This window comes from Pseudomonas sivasensis, from assembly GCF_052938085.1.
Genome location: NZ_CP176442.1, coordinates 4,247,922 through 4,262,953, shown reverse-complemented (window position 1 = coordinate 4,262,953; position 15,032 = coordinate 4,247,922). Strand labels below are relative to the sequence as shown.

Below are 15,032 nucleotides of genomic sequence, written 5' to 3'. Positions count from 1 at the left end.
TGCGGCAGGGTAGGGCAAATCTTCCCGAACCGAATGAAGCGTTCATGCCTCATGTCGGCAGCCTACACATAGACTATTGCGTTGTAGTGAAAGTCACAGCGTTAGGCACTGAATGTACACTTGTTCACTGAAATTTTAAACCGGGCCCGTTTGAGGGGCCCGTTCGGGTGCCTAAGACTGCCGCACTTTCGTCTTTCACGCCAGTCGGACTTGGTTGATGGCGCACCGCTATTGCACCCAACGCTGCAGGATTTGCTGTAAATCCGTACGTTTGAACGGCTTGGCCAGGTAATCGTTCATGCCCGCCGCCAGGCAGGCTTCGCGGTCGCCCTGCAAGGCGTTGGCGGTGAGAGCGATGATTGGCAGGTCGGCACACCCTGGCAACTGGCGAATCTGCCGGGTGGCTTCGTAGCCATCAATCAGCGGCAGTCGGCAATCCATCAGGATCGCCGTGAAAATTAGGCTCTCGGCACTGCGGATCGCTTCGGCACCGTCAGTGGCCAGGCTCACTTCGAACCCCAGGCTGCGCAGCATCGCTTCCACCACGGTGCGGTTGACCGGGTTGTCCTCCACCAGCAACACATGGCGGCCATCACCAGCACTGTGTTTGCCCTCAGCATTCTGGGCCACCGCGGGCAGGCTTTGTTGATCCAGCGCCAGTGGAATTTCCAGGGTAAACACCGAGCCACGGCCTTCTTCGCTCTGAGCGCGGAGGGTGCCGCCCATGCGCTCGGCCAGGGTGCGGGCGATGGGAAGTCCCAGCCCGGTGCCGCCGTAACGTCTTGAAATGGAACTGTCGGCCTGCTGGAACGCATCGAACATCAATTCCAGGCGTTCCGTGGAAATCCCGATGCCACTGTCACGCACGGTGCAGGTGAACCACACAAGCTCATGGTCGAGGGTTTGCCAATGGGGTTCGACGCTGACGCTGCCGTGCTCCGTGAACTTCAAGGCATTGCCGATCAGGTTCACCAGAATCTGGCGGATCCGCGTCGGATCCCCCTGCACTCGGAGTGCATCCATGCCCGGCGGGATCGGCAGCTTGAGCACCAGCCCACGCTGCTGCGCGCTGTGCTGGAAGGCCTGGGCGCAACTGTTGATCAGGTCGGCCAGGTTGAACGAAATATGTTCCAGCTCCAGGGCCTCGCGTTCGATGCGCGAGAAGTCGAGGATATCGTTGATCACCTTGAGCAGATGCTCGGTGGACTCGGAGGCCAGCGCCGCGTATTCGGTCTGCTCCTCGGTCATCTCGGTGGTTTCCAGCAGTTGCAGCATGCCCAGTACGCCGTTCATCGGCGTGCGCAGTTCGTGGCTCATCATCGCCAGGAAGTCTGACTTCGCATTGTTGGCACGCTCGGCTTCTTCACGGGTCTGGATCAGTTGCGCCATGGCCTGCTGCTGTTCACGACTGGCCTGGTTGAGGCCTTCGGCCAAATTGTTGATGTGCCTCGAAAGGTCGCCCAGCTCTGAATCATCCACAATCGGCAGTGGCGTCTTGTAGTCGCCTTGCTGGATCGCCTTGACGGCATTGCCCATGGCGCTGATCGGTTGCGACAGGCTGGCGGCCAGGCGCCGGGCGAGCAGGAAGGTAAACAACAGGGCGAACAACGCCAGGATGCCCGCCTTGAACAGAATCTCCTGTTGGCGCTGGCTGAAGGCGTCATTGGACATGCCGACAATCACCCGTCCCAGGTAATCCGCGCGCGGCGCCTTGGATTCGTTGAGGTTGTCCTCGAAAAAGTCGTTGCCCAGCTGGATATGTTGCAGGCGGATCGGCGCCTGGAAGACTTTCACCGACAGCGAGCGGTCGTGTTTCTCCGACGGCTGCTCGACGTACACCAGAATGTTTTCGCTGCTGTCCTGAATCTCCAGGAAGCGCACATGGGGCGTGGCCAATGTCGCGCGCAGCAGGCTATCAAGCACATCGTTGTTGCCTGAGATCACGCCGTATTCGGTGGCGGGCGCGAGCTGGTTGGCGATCAGTTGGCCCGTGTGGTCCAGTTCCTGGCGCAGGTCCTGGATACGCACGAAAGTGAAAAAGCTGATCAGCAGCAACGTCAGCAACAGTGCCGGACCCAGGGTGATGAGCTGGGTGCGTGTGTTGATGTCCCAACGACGACGCAAGGTCATGGGCGTTTTTCTCCTTCTGCCAATCGGGCGGCGACTCTGGCTTCGTCCACCTGTTCAATGCCCAGTGAGCGCGCGACCTGCGGGTTGCCCAAGACTTTGAAATGTTCTGGATACAGTGATCGTGGCCAACTGGCCGGCGGCTGGTCCAGCAAGCGGTCGAGTACCGCCAGCCAGTCGGCCTGGTCGCTGTAGGTGCTGGCCAGGCTGCCGGCGCGCACAAACCCGGCATTCGGGCCCACCAGCGGTAATTGCTGGGCGTAGCTGCTCAGCAGCAGGTTTTTCACGGTCTTTGGGTTGTACAGTTGCGGGTCGTCGAGGCCCAGCAGTACGTGGCTGCTCCTGAACAGGTTTTGCAGTGGGCGGCTGTCGTTTGTGTTGTCCCAGCGCTGAGGTTCGATGGCCAGCTCCAGCGCCTCTGCATAGCGGCGTAGCTCGGGCAGCAGGAATTCGCTCTCGGTGCTGTAGAGCACACCGATGCGCTGCGCCTGGGGCAGGATGCTGGTGATCAGGCGCAGTTGGCGTTCCAGCGGTGGGTCGCTCCACAACAGGCTGATCCGCGCGTGCCGCGAGGCCTCCGGACGTTGGTGGGCTTGTAGCCGACTGATGCGCATCACCAGGGTCGGCGGGCCTTGTAGGTCCTGCAGACGCCAGTCCAGGCCAGGCAGGTCCAGCAGGATCAAGCGCGTACTGGAGGGCAAGCGGCTGGGCGCGGGCAAGTCCTTGAGAGGAGTGAAAGTAACGTGGTCTTCGGGGCGTTGCTGGGCCAGGGCCCGGGCAAAGGCTTGCACGCCTGCACCGTCTTCGTCTGCGGTCAGCAGGATTTCGGCGCTCCACGCCGGTGCGGCCAGCAACAGGCAGGCCAGCAGCACGGCGCGTCGGCAGCACTTATAGATAAAGAAGCGGGTCATCCGTGACGAGTCGCCCATGTCAGAACTCTAGCTCCGCGCTGAAGTAGAGGACGTGGCGATGGTCGTAAGTGTTGTCGGCCCAAGTGGTGGGCTGGTTATCGAAGCGTTCTTGCAGCATGCCGGCCAGCTCCACGTTGGCGTTGCCCAGGGCAATGCGCTTGGCCACCCGCAGGTCGACCCGTTCGAAGCGATATTGGTTGAGTGCGTCATCGCCATAGTAGAACAGCGCGCTGGACCAGCCGCGGCCCCATTCGCGCAACCAGCCGGCGGAGCCACTGTTGCGCGCCGTCTGGGCTTTGTCCAGAGGGTTGCTGGTGGCGGCGTCGACGTAAGCATAGGTCAGCCGCAGGCGATCGGCGCTGCTCACCCGCCAATCGAATTGCGACTCGGCCCCGGTAAACCGCGAACTGTTGGCGTTGCTGGCGATGTACTGGTTGTTGCGCAGGGGCGAGCTGATCATGTCGGTGATTTCGTCATAGAACAGTTTCACGTCCATGGTCAGCCCGAGATCGGCAAAGAACCCGTTGTATCCCAGTTCCCGCGAGCGCATCAGCTCCTTGTCCAAATTGCCCGGGCCCCGGGTCTTCACGAAGTACTGCCCGGAGTTCTGCCCGTAGGCCGGGGAGCTGAGGTTGGTGACGCGATAGCTCCAGTTGACGTTGTTCTCGAACATGTCCGGTGAACGGATGGCTTCGGAATACACCGCGCGCAGGCCGTGGCGCGGGTTGATCAAATAGTTGACCGCCACCCTTGGCGTGAGTGAGTGGTCACTCAGTTGTGTGTCTTCGAACATGGCGCCGCCTTGGAGCAGCCAATGCTCGCTGGCGCGCCATTCCAACTGGCCGAACAGGCGCCAGGTGGTGTCGTCCAGGGTGCCGTTGAAGTAGGTGTCGGAATCGGCGCGGTCGTAGCGGTAGTTCATGCCGCTGACCAGGCGCAGGCTGTCGGACAGGCTGAGGGTGTCTTGAATCTCCAGGTCGTAACGGCTTTCGCGAGTGCTCTGGTCGATGTCACCGCACACACTCTGGTTCGCGCCGTTACGCCATTGGTCCAGCACCTGATTGGCCAGGGCTTGCTCGGCGGCACTGCCCGGCGGTGCGGTGCCTTGGCTGTAGGTGTCCATGTGCCGGGCCAGCAGTTCGGCGTAATTTGGGTTCAATTGCCACAACTGGGTCAGCTCGGGGCTGAACGAGACCTTGGCGTCGCAGGCCTTCCAAATTTGCTGGCGATTCCACTGCTGGGCCGAGCCTTGGATATACAGGCTGTGCTCGGGATTTAAGTCGATGTTCCAGCGCAGGGAGCCGGCGTAGTCCTTGGCCGCGACGTCGGAGTTGTTACCGCCTTCGGTAATCCCGGCAAATACTGGGGTGTAGGTATACGGACGCTGATTGGTGCCTTCCTTGGCATCCAGTTGCCAGTCGATGCTCTGCTGCGCGTTCAACGTCTGGCTCATTGCCAGGCTGAAGCGGTTGAGGCGGCGACCGTCGCGGCGATCAGCACCGGCGGCATCGCTGTCGAAGCCATCGTCCTGCTGCCCGGACAGGGACAGGCGCAAATCACCGGTTTCCCAGCCCACGCCCTGGCTGGCATAGAAGTCGTTGATCCCACGTTCGCCCCGAATCACCTTTACCCGTGAGCCGTGGCTGTTAGCCGGTGACCGCGTAAGGATATTGACCACCGCCATCAACGCATTGGCGCCGTAGCTGACGGTGTTCGGGCCCCGGAAGACTTCGATACGCTCGATATCCTCCATGGCCACAGGAATATCGCTCCAGTCCACCGTGGCGAGGCCGGCGCGGTATACCGAACGCCCGTCGATCAACACCTGCATGCGCCGCGCATCGTTGGCACTGGTGCCGTGGTAGTTCACTGCAGCCTGGTTGCCGGTGGTGTAGCCGACCATCATTCCCGGCACCAGGCGCAGCAGTTCGCTGATGTCCCGTGCGCCGCTGGCTTTGATCAGCTCGCTATCGATTACGGTCATGCTGCCGGGTACGGCGGCGGCCGATTGCTTGAGGCGTGTGGCGGTCAATACCTGCGGCAGCGGCTGGCTGTCGAGGAACAGATCGTCAGCCAGCACTGATGTACTGCACAACAGCAATAGCAGTAGAGACGAATGGGAAGAAGGGCCCAAATACACGACACGGCCTTGATAATGACGGATAGCCGCCCATGTTAACTGAGGCTGGGGTATTTGCCAGTCAGTGCCTTTGCAATTACGTCACACGAGTAGGGCATTTTCCCACAGACGCACGAATTGAAACGGGGGCTGGCCGCAAGCGGGTCGCTCCGTATAATGCCGCCATCGCCACTGGTATGGATTAACGGATTGCATATGACTGAGCAGCGCCCTATTGCGGTCCTGGGAGGCGGGAGTTTTGGTACCGCCGTGGCTAACCTGCTGGCCGAGAACGGTCACGCGGTGCGTCAGTGGATGCGCGATCCTGAGCAGGCCGAGGCCATCCGCGTGCATCGGGAAAACCCTCGTTACCTCAAAGGTATCAAGATTCATCCGGCGGTCGAGCCGGTCACCGATCTGTTGGCTACCCTGACGGACTGCGATCTGTGCTTTGTCGCGCTGCCCTCCAGCGCCTTGCGCTCGGTATTGGCGCCCCATGCCGAACGTCTGGCAGGCAAGATGCTGGTCAGCCTGACCAAGGGCATCGAGGCGCAAACCTTCAAGTTGATGAGCGAAATCCTTGAAGAAATCGCGCCCCAGGCACGTATTGGCGTATTGTCCGGGCCGAATCTCGCGCGGGAAGTCGCCGAGCACGCGCTGACCGCCACTGTGGTCGCCAGCGAAGACGAAGCCCTGTGCGAACGTGTCCAGGCGGTGCTGCATGGCCGTACTTTCCGCGTGTATGCCAGTAGTGATCGTTTCGGCGTCGAGTTGGGCGGTGCGCTCAAGAACGTCTACGCCATCATCGCCGGTATGGCAGTGGCGCTGGGCATGGGCGAAAACACCAAGAGCATGCTGATCACCCGTGCACTGGCGGAAATGACGCGCTTTGCGGTGAACCAAGGCGCCAACCCGATGACATTCCTCGGCCTTGCAGGCGTCGGCGACCTGATCGTTACGTGTTCGTCGCCGAAAAGTCGCAACTACCAGGTGGGTTTCGCCCTAGGCCAGGGGCTGAGCCTCGAAGACGCGGTGACGCGTCTGGGTGAAGTGGCCGAAGGCGTCAACACCCTCAAGGTGCTGAAAGCCAAGGCCCAGGAAGTGGGCGTGTACATGCCGCTGGTCGCGGGATTGCACGCGATCCTGTTTGAAGGGCGCACTTTGAACCAGGTTATCGAGTTGCTGATGCGCGCCGAGCCGAAAACCGATGTCGACTTTATTTCCACCAGTGGTTTCAATTGAGGAACGCGTCATGAACGATCCTAAAGCAGCCCCCAAGTACGAATCCATTGTCCTGCGCATCCTGTGGATGCTGGTGTTTGCCCTGGTGTGGCAAGTGGCGCAATTCATTCTCGGCGCGTTGGTCGTGGTGCAACTGATCTATCGACTGATCTACGGCGCGCCGAACCTGGGCCTGATGAATTTTGGCGACAGCCTCAGCCAGTTCCTGGCGCAGATCGGCCGTTTCGGCAGCTTTCATAGCGAGCAGAAGCCTTGGCCGTTCGCCGACTGGCCAACCCCGCGCACACCCGAGGGCGAAGCCGCCCACAGCGTACCGCCGGCGCCGCACCCTGTGCGCGATGAAGAGCCGAAACTGTGAAACTATGGATTTTGCGCCACGGCGAGGCAGAAGGGCATGCCCGCACCGACGCCGAACGTAACCTTACTGAGCATGGCCGTGGCGAAGTGTTGCGCAGTGCCGCGCATCTGATTGGCCAACCGCTCAGCGCCATTATCGCCAGCCCCTATGTGCGGGCGCAGCAAACCGCTCAATTGGTACGCGACGTGTTGGGGTTCGAGCCAGAAGTCCGCACCGTGCCTTGGCTGACACCGGAGGGCAACCCACTGCATGTGCTGGAAAAGCTCGACACGGATGACAATGTGCTGCTGGTTAGTCATCAGCCCTTGGTCGGCAGCTTGATCAGCTTTTTGCAGCACGGCCATCAGCGCCAGCCAGAGCCGATGTACACCGCCAGCCTGGCGGAATTGGAGGGTGACTTCCCGCTGGCCGGGCTGATGAGCCTGGTAAGTGTGAAGAACCCGTAGGCAATACCGCTGCTTTGTGTGTGCTATACAGTCAACCAAGCAAGTGCTTGGTTGGCTATGGTCGGACCACAAAGGAGCGCGTCCCATGCCCGTCGCTGTTCGTTTGCCGTTGCAGCTCTTCTTCGAACGTGAAGCGCGACACCCGCGCCAGGCTTATCTGGTTCAACCCGTTGGCGGGGGCGAGGTGCAGACCCTCACCTGGGGCGACGTTGGCCAACAGGCTCGTCGCGCTGCGCACTGGCTGCGCGCCAGGGAGCTTCCTCAGGGCTCGCACATTGCCCTGATCTCGAAAAACTGCGCCCACTGGATCATCGCCGATCTGGCAATCTGGATGGCGGGGCATGTTTCGGTCCCTCTTTACCCCAATCTCACCGCCGATTCCGTTGGTCACGTACTCACTCATTCCGAGGCGGCGCTGGTGTTTGTCGGCAAGCTCGATGATTGGCCTGCCATGGCCCCCGGTGTTCCGGACGGTGTTCCGACCATCAGCCTGCCGCTGTGCCCACCCGGCGAGTTCGACTTCACGTGGGCAGACCTGCAAACCTGCTCACCGATCCAGGACAGCCCCACACCCGTTGCCTCTGAACTGGCTACTGTCATCTACACGTCTGGCACCACGGGCTTGCCCAAGGGCGTGATGCACAGCTTCGGCACCCTGGGGTTTGCCGCCACACACGGTACTGAGTTGTTTGGCCTGGGGGAGGGCGACCGGCTGCTGTCGTACCTGCCGCTGTGCCATGTGGCTGAGCGGATGTTTGTAGAGATGGCCTCAATCTACACCGGGCAAACGGTATTTTTCGCCGAGAGCCTGGATACCTTTCTGACGGATTTGCGCAGGGCGAGGCCTACAGCGCTGTTTGGTGTGCCGCGTATCTGGACCAAATTCCAGCTGGGTGTTTACAGCAAAATCCCTGAAAAACGCCTGGACACCCTGCTGCGGCTGCCGTTTATCGGCAAGCGCGTAGGCCGCAAGGTGCTCGCCGGCCTCGGATTGGATGCACTGCGAATTGCGTTGTCCGGTGCCGCGCCGGTTCCCGAGGCGTTGCTGCGATGGTATCAACGCCTGGGCCTGGATGTGCTGGAGGTGTATGGCATGACCGAGAGCTGCGGCTATTCCCATGTGTGTCGTCCCGGCCAGCAGACAATCGGCTGGATCGGCCTGCCGTGCCCCGGTGTGGAAGTGCGCATCGATGCGTCGGGTGAGGTGCAGGTGCGCAGCGGCGCGACCATGCTCGGCTATTTCAAGGATCCTGGAAAAACCGCTGAAACCCTTACTGGGGACGGCTTCCTGCGCACGGGCGATAAAGGTGAGCAGGACGCTGAGGGTCGCCTGCGCTTGACCGGACGCCTCAAGGAGATCTTCAAGACCAGCAAGGGCAAATACGTGGCTCCGGCGCCGATTGAGAACCGTCTGGCGGAGCACGCGCGCATCGAACAAGTCTGCGTGGTGGGCGATGGCCTTGGCGCGCCAATCGGTTTGTGTGTGCTGTCAGCGCGGGACCAGGACCGGCAAGCGCTTGGCGCCAGCCTCGAACGCTGGCTGGAGCAGGTCAACCAGACGCTGGATAAACATGAGCGTTTGCGCCGTTTGGTGGTGGTCAAGGACAACTGGGCGGTGGAGAACGGCTTTTTGACCCCGACCTTGAAGATCAAGCGCAACGTGATCGAATCGACTTACGGTCCACAGTTTCAGGACTGGAGCGAGCGTTCCGAGGCGGTTGTGTGGCAGGATTAGGGTCATCATAAAACCAACAAGGACAACCGCATGAGCCTGTGGCGTACCCAACCGAATATCGAACAACTCAACGCCATCCAGAAAAACACCATCGGTGAACTGCTGGATATTCGCTTTGAAAGCTTCGACGACGAATCCCTGACCGCCAGCATGGTGGTTGATCACCGCACCCATCAACCTTACGGCCTGCTGCACGGCGGCGCTTCGGTGGTGCTGGCCGAAAGCGTTGGCTCTATGGCGGCTTACCTGTGCGTCGACGCCAGCAAGTTCTATTGCGTGGGCCTGGAGGTCAACGCCAATCACCTGCGTGGCGTGCGCAGTGGGCGAGTGACTGCGGTGGCCAGGGCGATCCATATTGGGCGCACCACTCAGGTGTGGGATATCCGCCTGACCACGGAAGATGGCAAGGCCAGCTGCGTTTCACGTCTGACCATGGCCGTGGTTCCGCTGGGCGAGAACCCGCCGGCACGATAGGCGTGGCGTGAGTGTCATCATTCCTGGCAGTTACAGTCATTGCTGTACTGCCCAGGCATGGTGACAATCAATTTCTGTTTTTGTAGATGGGTCCGGTATGTCGCAGCATGTGTTTTTTACTCACGCCAATGGCTTCCCTTCGGCCACCTACGGCAAGCTGTTTGCCGCCTTGGCGCCGGAGTACGCAGTGGCTCACCTGCCGCAGCACGGTCACGACCCCAGGTTCCCGGTGGACGATAACTGGCAGAATCTGGTGGACGAGTTGATCCACCATCTGGAGCAGCAGCCGGAGCCGGTATGGGGTGTGGGCCACTCTCTGGGCGGTGTGTTGCATTTGCACGCCGCCATGCGTTGCCCACAGTTCTATCGCGGCGTGGTGATGCTCGATTCGCCAGTGCTGACCCGCGCGGACCGCTGGGTGATCCGCGCCGCCAAGCGTTTCGGCTTTATCGACCGCCTGACCCCGGCCGGCCGCACGCTGGGCCGTCGTGAAGAGTTCAGCGACATCGACGCCGCGCGTAGTTACTTTGCTGGCAAGACCCTGTTCCGTGGCTTCGACCCGGAATGTTTCGACGCGTACTTGCAACACGGGCTTTACCAGGCGGGTGATCGCCTGCGCCTGCGCTTCGACCCAGCCACCGAAATCAGCATCTACCGTGGCGTACCCCACACCAGCCCCGGCCAGGTGCGCCAACTGAAGGTGCCGCTGGCAGTGGTGCGTGGCCGCCAAAGCCGGGTAGTGATGCGTCACCACGCCAGCGGGGTCGACCGTCTGCCCATGGGTGAAATGCTCACCATGCCCGGTGGCCATATGTTCCCACTCGAACGCCCTCAGGACACCGCGACCTTGATCAAAACCCTGTTCACTCGCTGGGAAGCCCGTGAGCGCAGTTGCGCATGAGCACGCCTGTCGAAGAAGTGCGCCTGAGCCTGCCTCATATCGAATTGGCGGCCCATCTATTTGGCCCCGAGGATGGCTTGCCAGTGATTGCCCTACATGGCTGGCTGGACAATGCCAACAGCTTTGCGCGTCTGGCGCCCAAGCTTTCAGGGTTGCGTATCGTGGCCCTGGACATGGCGGGGCATGGGCATTCCGCGCATCGTCCTACGGGTGCCGGATATGCCTTGTGGGATTACGTCCACGATGTACTGCAAGTCGCCGAGCAACTGGGTTGGAAACGTTTTGCATTACTTGGCCACTCCTTGGGAGCCATCGTTTCCCTGGTACTGGCCGGCGCGTTGCCGGAGCGGGTAACGCACTTAGGTTTGATCGAAGGCGTGATCCCACCCACCGCCAGTGGTGAGAACGCTGCGGAACGTTTGGGCATGGCATTGCAGGCGCAATTGAACCTGCAGGGCAAGCGCAAACCGGTCTACAGCACCCTGGATCTAGCGGTCGAAGCGCGCATGAAAGGCTTGGTCGCCGTCAGCCGTGAAGCCGCAGAGCTACTGGCCCAGCGCGGTTTGATGCCGGTTCCGGGTGGTTACACCTGGCGTACGGACAGTCGTCTCACCCTGGCTTCGCCGATGCGTCTGACCGATGAGCAGGCAATGGCCTTCGTGCGGCGAGTGGGTTGCCCTACGCAGTTGGTGGTTGCCGCCGACGGTATGTTGGCGAAACATCCTGACTTGCTTTCCCAGCTGCCCTTTGCGGTAACCACGCTGCCAGGCGGCCATCATTTGCACCTGAATGATGAGCCCGGCGCAGTCCTTGTTGCAGACTGTTTCAATCGGTTCTTCTCCGCGCCTTGACTTGGGGCGGTCAACTGCCGAGGCTGGGCGGATTGAAAGGGAGTCAACCATGAATGTTTTCAACACCGCTACGACCTCCAATGGCCAGGGCTTTTTGAGCTTATGAGCGTGCGTAACGGATGTATCCGTATCCTGGGGCTGAGCCTGCTCAGCCCAATGGTATTCGCCGCCGACCTGCCGGGCAGCCAGGACCTGCCCACCGTGGCCCGACAGGTCGACACACAAATTGTCGATTACCGTCCCGCCGAAGAAAAAGAACGCATCTACCCCATGGGTGCGATCCGCAAGATCAGTGGCCAACTGCGCTATGAAGGCCAGGCCACCGCCCGGGGCCAAACCACCGCCATCACCTATGAATTGCCCGCTGAACACAGCTCCAGCGCCGCGTTCACCGCGACCCGCGAAGCATTGCAGGCAAAGGGTGCACAGCTGTTGTTCTGGTGTAAGGCCCGCGATTGCGGCGAGAGCAGCCTGTGGGCCAATGAGGTGTTCGGCAACGCCAAGCTGGTCGGCGCCGATGGCCAGCAGGAATACCTGCTGTTGCGTCTGGCCGCACCGCAGGACAATTCCTTGGTGGCGTTGTACGGCATCACCCGAGGCAACCGCCGTGCCTATCTGCATGTGGAACAACTGGACGCCAGCGCACCGCTGGGTGACCTGCTGCCCACCTCCGCGACCCTCTTGCGCGAATTGAAAAGCACCGGCGAACTGGATTTCCCCGCGCTGGGCGCCGAGCCTGACGACACCTGGTTGACCCTCATCTCCCGTGGCTTGAACCTCGATACCACCCTGCGCGTCAGCTTGACCGGCACCCACGCCGAAGCCTGGCGCCAGGCTTTGGTCGAAAAAGGCGTGCGCGCTGCGCGCCTTGAAACCGGAACCGGTGAAACCAAAGGTCTGCACCTGCATCTGATACGCTGACCCATATAAGGCGAACGGACCCGAGCCGTTCGCCTAAGCTTTCTTCCTACAGCCTTTTTTCCGAGATACCCCATGCTCAATAACGATCGCCTGCTGGTGCAAATCCTGCTGCTGGTGCTCTTTGGTGCCAGTTTCTGGGTGATGGCGCCGTTCTGGTCGGCGCTGTTCTGGGGCGCCGTTCTGGCGTTCGCCAGTTGGCCACTGATGGTGCTGCTGACGCGCTGGTTGGGTGGCCGTGAATCCCTGGCTGCCGGCATCCTGACGCTGGGCTGGATGCTGTTGGTGGCGGTGCCGCTGGTGTGGCTGGGATTCAACCTGGCGGACCATGTGCGCGATGCGGTGGCGTTGATCAAGGATATCCAGGTAGACGGGCTGCCCGAGGCACCGAACTGGCTGGGCTCAATTCCCTTTGTGGGTGAGCGATTGGTCGGGATGTGGAACAGCATTGACGAGCAGGGTGCGGCGCTGATGGTCAGCATCAAGCCGTACCTGGGCCAAGTGGGGAACTGGCTGCTGGCGCGCAGTGCACAGATCGGCGGCGGTATCCTTGAGCTGACACTGAGCCTGGTGTTCGTGTTCTTTTTCTATCGCGATGGGCCACGGTTGGCGATGTTCGTGCATCGCCTGTTGGAGCGCTTGATCGGTGATCGCGCCGGTTATTACATCGAACTGGTTGCAGGTACCGTGCAACGTGTCGTCAACGGCGTGATCGGCACCGCTGCTGCCCAGGCATTGCTGGCGCTGATCGGTTTCTGGATTGCCGGCGTGCCGGGCGCCCTGGTGCTGGGGATCGTGACCTTCCTGCTCAGCCTGATCCCCATGGGCCCGCCGCTGGTGTGGATCCCGGCCACGGCGTGGCTGGCATGGAAGGGCGATTACACCTATGCGGTGTTCCTGGGCGTGTGGGGTACGTTCATCATCAGCGGCGTGGACAACGTGCTCAAGCCGTACCTGATCAGCCGTGGCGGCAATCTGCCGTTGGTGATCGTTTTGCTTGGGGTGTTCGGCGGCTTGATCGCATTTGGTTTTATCGGCCTGTTTATTGGCCCGACCTTGTTGGCCGTGGCTTACAGCCTGTTGATGGATTGGAGCGCGACACAAGCTCAAGGGCGACGCGAAGACAAGCCTCTTTAAGCCCTGGGCAACCACATCACTGCAGTTAAACCGCCGCCTGGGGTCTCCTCCAGGCTCAGGCGGCCGCCGAGGCGCTCAGCGGCATCCTTGGAAATCGTCATCCCCAGGCCTACGCCACCGGAATTGCGGTTGCGTGAACCTTCCAGGCGGAAGAAGGGCTCAAACACCGCCTCGCGCATATCGGCGGCAATCCCAGGGCCGTGGTCGATCACGCGGATGAGCAGGGCTTCGCGGCTGTCTTCAAGTTCAACACGCACCGTGCCGGCATAGCGCAAGGCATTGTCGATCAGGTTGTTCAAGCAGGAGCGCAGGGCCATCGGTTGCACCTGCAACGGAACGCAAGTGCCGGCGAATTGCACATCGGAGCCCTGGTCCTGGGCGTTTTCACTCAGTGATTCCACCAGCGCCTGTACATCCAACCAATGCCGTGTTTCGCTGGTGCGTTGTTCATGCAGGTAGCTCAGGGTGGCGTCGAGCATGTTGATCATGTCGTCCAGATCCTGGCGCATCTGGCCCTGCAACTTCGTGTCGTCGATCTGTTCCAGGCGTAGCTTGAGGCGTGACAGCGGAGTGCGAAGGTCATGTGAGACGGCGCCGAGCATACGTGCGCGTTGGCTGACCTGTTCGCGGATACGCCGTTGCATCAGGTTGAAGGTCGATGCTGCTTTGCGCGCTTCCTGCGGACCGGACTCATCCAGCGGCGGGCTGTCGAGGTCCAGGCTCAGGCGCTCGGCCGCTTCGCTCAGACGCTGGATCGGCCGGCTCAGCAGCTTGGCGCCGTACCAGGCGGCAATGATCAGGCAGATGAACTGGAACGTCAGCGGGACCAGCGGGCCGCCAAACCACGGGCGGCGATGTTCCTTATGCCGTTGCGTCATAGTGCCGTCAGGCTGTTCGACAAAGGCTTCCTGAGGCGGTGGCGGGGGAGGACCGTAATAACGAAACCAACAGATCGCCAGCACATGGGCCAGCACAATCGCCACCAGCAACACGCCGAACAGCCTACCAAACAGCGTATTGAAGGCGGCACGCATCAACCGATATCCCGCGCGTCAAACAGGTAGCCTTCGCCCCGCACAGTTTTGATCAACTGTGGTGCCTTGGGGTCATCCCCCAGTTTCTGACGCAGGCGCGACACCAGCAAGTCGATGCTGCGATCAAACGCTTCGATGGACCGCCCACGAGCGGCATCCAGCAATTGCTCACGGCTCAACACCCGCCGCGGGCGCTCGATAAACACCCACAACAGACGAAACTCGGCGTTGGACAGCGGCACCACGAGGCCATCGTCCGCCACCAGTTGGCGCAACACGCTATTGAGGCGCCAGTTATCGAAACGGATATTGGCGCGCTGTTCGGTGCGGTCATCACGCACTCGGCGCAGGATAGTCTGGATACGTGCCACCAGTTCGCGCGGCTCGAAAGGCTTGGACATGTAGTCGTCGGCGCCCAGTTCCAGACCGATAATGCGGTCGGTGGGTTCGCAGCGGGCGGTAAGCATCAGGATCGGTATATCCGACTCCGAGCGCAGCCAGCGGCACAGCGAAAGGCCGTCCTCGCCTGGCAGCATCAGGTCGAGCACCACCACGTCAAAGGTTTCGGCTTGCATGGCCAGGCGCATCGCGGCGCCGTCGGTGACGCCGGTGGCGAGGATATTGAAGCGTGCCAGGTAGTCGATCAGCAGTTCGCGAATCGGCACATCGTCGTCGACGATCAGCGCGCGGGTATTCCAGCGCTTGTCATCGGCGGTCACCGCGCCTTTTTGTTCGTCGTTCACTGGGACAAAAGGGGTCTGCATAGTGCGATCATCTGC

The 15,032-nt window shown here is 61.2% G+C and carries 14 protein-coding genes; 9 read left to right on the top strand and 5 right to left on the bottom strand.

Annotated elements, in window-relative coordinates; genetic code table 11:
• Positions 1-228 precede the first annotated feature (228 nt).
• Genes ACKZ62_RS19540 through ACKZ62_RS19530 form a run of 3 tightly spaced genes read right to left on the bottom strand, consistent with a single transcriptional unit; the run spans position 229 to position 5,178 of the window.
• Positions 229-2,130 (bottom strand): ATP-binding protein, encoded by a 1,902-nt coding sequence (locus tag ACKZ62_RS19540; protein WP_095184262.1) that lies wholly within the window; start codon positions 2,128-2,130, stop codon positions 229-231.
• Positions 2,127-3,056, bottom strand: coding sequence for an ABC transporter substrate-binding protein (locus tag ACKZ62_RS19535; RefSeq protein WP_122755819.1), 930 nt, complete (start codon positions 3,054-3,056; stop codon positions 2,127-2,129). The genes ACKZ62_RS19540 and ACKZ62_RS19535 overlap by 4 nt, the downstream gene beginning before the upstream one ends.
• A gap of 1 nt (position 3,057) precedes the next feature.
• Complete coding sequence (locus tag ACKZ62_RS19530; RefSeq protein ID WP_447095688.1) at positions 3,058-5,178, bottom strand: TonB-dependent receptor plug domain-containing protein; 2,121 nt, start codon at positions 5,176-5,178, stop codon at positions 3,058-3,060.
• Positions 5,179-5,373: 195 nt separating this feature from the next.
• On the opposite strand from ACKZ62_RS19530, the gene ACKZ62_RS19525 reads away from it, so the two are divergent.
• From ACKZ62_RS19525 to ACKZ62_RS19485, 9 genes are all read left to right on the top strand, one after another.
• On the top strand, positions 5,374-6,399 hold the full coding sequence (locus ACKZ62_RS19525; RefSeq protein WP_032889192.1) for an NAD(P)H-dependent glycerol-3-phosphate dehydrogenase: 1,026 nt from the start codon (positions 5,374-5,376) through the stop codon (positions 6,397-6,399).
• Positions 6,400-6,409: 10 nt separating this feature from the next.
• Entirely contained in the window at positions 6,410-6,757 is a 348-nt protein-coding gene (locus ACKZ62_RS19520; RefSeq protein ID WP_122680088.1) for a DUF4389 domain-containing protein, read from the top strand.
• Entirely contained in the window at positions 6,754-7,203 is a 450-nt protein-coding gene (gene sixA, locus ACKZ62_RS19515) for a phosphohistidine phosphatase SixA (RefSeq protein WP_122752724.1), read from the top strand. The genes ACKZ62_RS19520 and sixA overlap by 4 nt, the downstream gene beginning before the upstream one ends.
• A gap of 85 nt (positions 7,204-7,288) precedes the next feature.
• On the top strand, positions 7,289-8,938 hold the full coding sequence (locus ACKZ62_RS19510) for an AMP-binding protein (RefSeq protein ID WP_447095687.1): 1,650 nt from the start codon (positions 7,289-7,291) through the stop codon (positions 8,936-8,938).
• A 30-nt stretch (positions 8,939-8,968) separates the two neighbouring features.
• Positions 8,969-9,412, top strand: coding sequence for a hotdog fold thioesterase (locus ACKZ62_RS19505; protein WP_032889200.1), 444 nt, complete (start codon positions 8,969-8,971; stop codon positions 9,410-9,412).
• 97 nt (positions 9,413-9,509) lie between these two features.
• On the top strand, positions 9,510-10,313 hold the full coding sequence (locus tag ACKZ62_RS19500; RefSeq protein ID WP_122680086.1) for an alpha/beta fold hydrolase: 804 nt from the start codon (positions 9,510-9,512) through the stop codon (positions 10,311-10,313).
• Positions 10,310-11,164 (top strand): alpha/beta hydrolase, encoded by an 855-nt coding sequence (locus ACKZ62_RS19495; RefSeq protein ID WP_447095686.1) that lies wholly within the window; start codon positions 10,310-10,312, stop codon positions 11,162-11,164. Before ACKZ62_RS19500 ends, ACKZ62_RS19495 begins: the two co-directional genes overlap by 4 nt.
• 102 nt (positions 11,165-11,266) lie before the next feature.
• Positions 11,267-12,085 carry a DUF4892 domain-containing protein gene (locus ACKZ62_RS19490; protein WP_032889207.1) on the top strand — a complete coding sequence of 273 codons (819 nt, stop codon included), beginning with the start codon at positions 11,267-11,269 and terminating at the stop codon, positions 12,083-12,085.
• 72 nt (positions 12,086-12,157) lie between these two features.
• The gene (locus ACKZ62_RS19485; protein WP_032889210.1) at positions 12,158-13,219 is read left to right on the top strand and encodes an AI-2E family transporter; all 1,062 of its coding nucleotides are present in this window, start codon (positions 12,158-12,160) and stop codon (positions 13,217-13,219) included.
• Here ACKZ62_RS19485 and ACKZ62_RS19480 read toward each other — a convergent pair.
• Positions 13,216-14,253: a sensor histidine kinase gene (locus tag ACKZ62_RS19480; RefSeq protein WP_447095685.1), complete on the bottom strand. Its 1,038-nt coding sequence runs from the start codon at positions 14,251-14,253 to the stop codon at positions 13,216-13,218. The two genes, ACKZ62_RS19485 and ACKZ62_RS19480, sit on opposite strands and share 4 nt — an antisense overlap.
• Positions 14,253-15,017: a response regulator gene (locus ACKZ62_RS19475; protein ID WP_095184333.1), complete on the bottom strand. Its 765-nt coding sequence runs from the start codon at positions 15,015-15,017 to the stop codon at positions 14,253-14,255. The genes ACKZ62_RS19480 and ACKZ62_RS19475 overlap by 1 nt, the downstream gene beginning before the upstream one ends.
• Between the last annotated feature and the right edge of the window lie 15 nt (positions 15,018-15,032).

Bases quoted from the DNA above. Each gene is read 5' to 3' on its own strand.
- ACKZ62_RS19540 (WP_095184262.1), bottom strand. From the start codon at position 2,130: ATGACCTTGCGTCGTCGTTGGGACATCAACACACGCACCCAGCTCATC.
- ACKZ62_RS19535 (WP_122755819.1), bottom strand. From the start codon at position 3,056: ATGGGCGACTCGTCACGGATGACCCGCTTCTTTATCTATAAGTGCTGC.
- ACKZ62_RS19525 (WP_032889192.1), top strand. From the start codon at position 5,374: ATGACTGAGCAGCGCCCTATTGCGGTCCTGGGAGGCGGGAGTTTTGGT.
- ACKZ62_RS19520 (WP_122680088.1), top strand. From the start codon at position 6,410: ATGAACGATCCTAAAGCAGCCCCCAAGTACGAATCCATTGTCCTGCGC.
- ACKZ62_RS19510 (WP_447095687.1), top strand. From the start codon at position 7,289: ATGCCCGTCGCTGTTCGTTTGCCGTTGCAGCTCTTCTTCGAACGTGAA.
- ACKZ62_RS19505 (WP_032889200.1), top strand. From the start codon at position 8,969: ATGAGCCTGTGGCGTACCCAACCGAATATCGAACAACTCAACGCCATC.
- ACKZ62_RS19500 (WP_122680086.1), top strand. From the start codon at position 9,510: ATGTCGCAGCATGTGTTTTTTACTCACGCCAATGGCTTCCCTTCGGCC.
- ACKZ62_RS19495 (WP_447095686.1), top strand. From the start codon at position 10,310: ATGAGCACGCCTGTCGAAGAAGTGCGCCTGAGCCTGCCTCATATCGAA.
- ACKZ62_RS19490 (WP_032889207.1), top strand. From the start codon at position 11,267: ATGAGCGTGCGTAACGGATGTATCCGTATCCTGGGGCTGAGCCTGCTC.
- ACKZ62_RS19485 (WP_032889210.1), top strand. From the start codon at position 12,158: ATGCTCAATAACGATCGCCTGCTGGTGCAAATCCTGCTGCTGGTGCTC.
- ACKZ62_RS19480 (WP_447095685.1), bottom strand. From the start codon at position 14,253: ATGCGTGCCGCCTTCAATACGCTGTTTGGTAGGCTGTTCGGCGTGTTG.
- ACKZ62_RS19475 (WP_095184333.1), bottom strand. From the start codon at position 15,017: ATGCAGACCCCTTTTGTCCCAGTGAACGACGAACAAAAAGGCGCGGTG.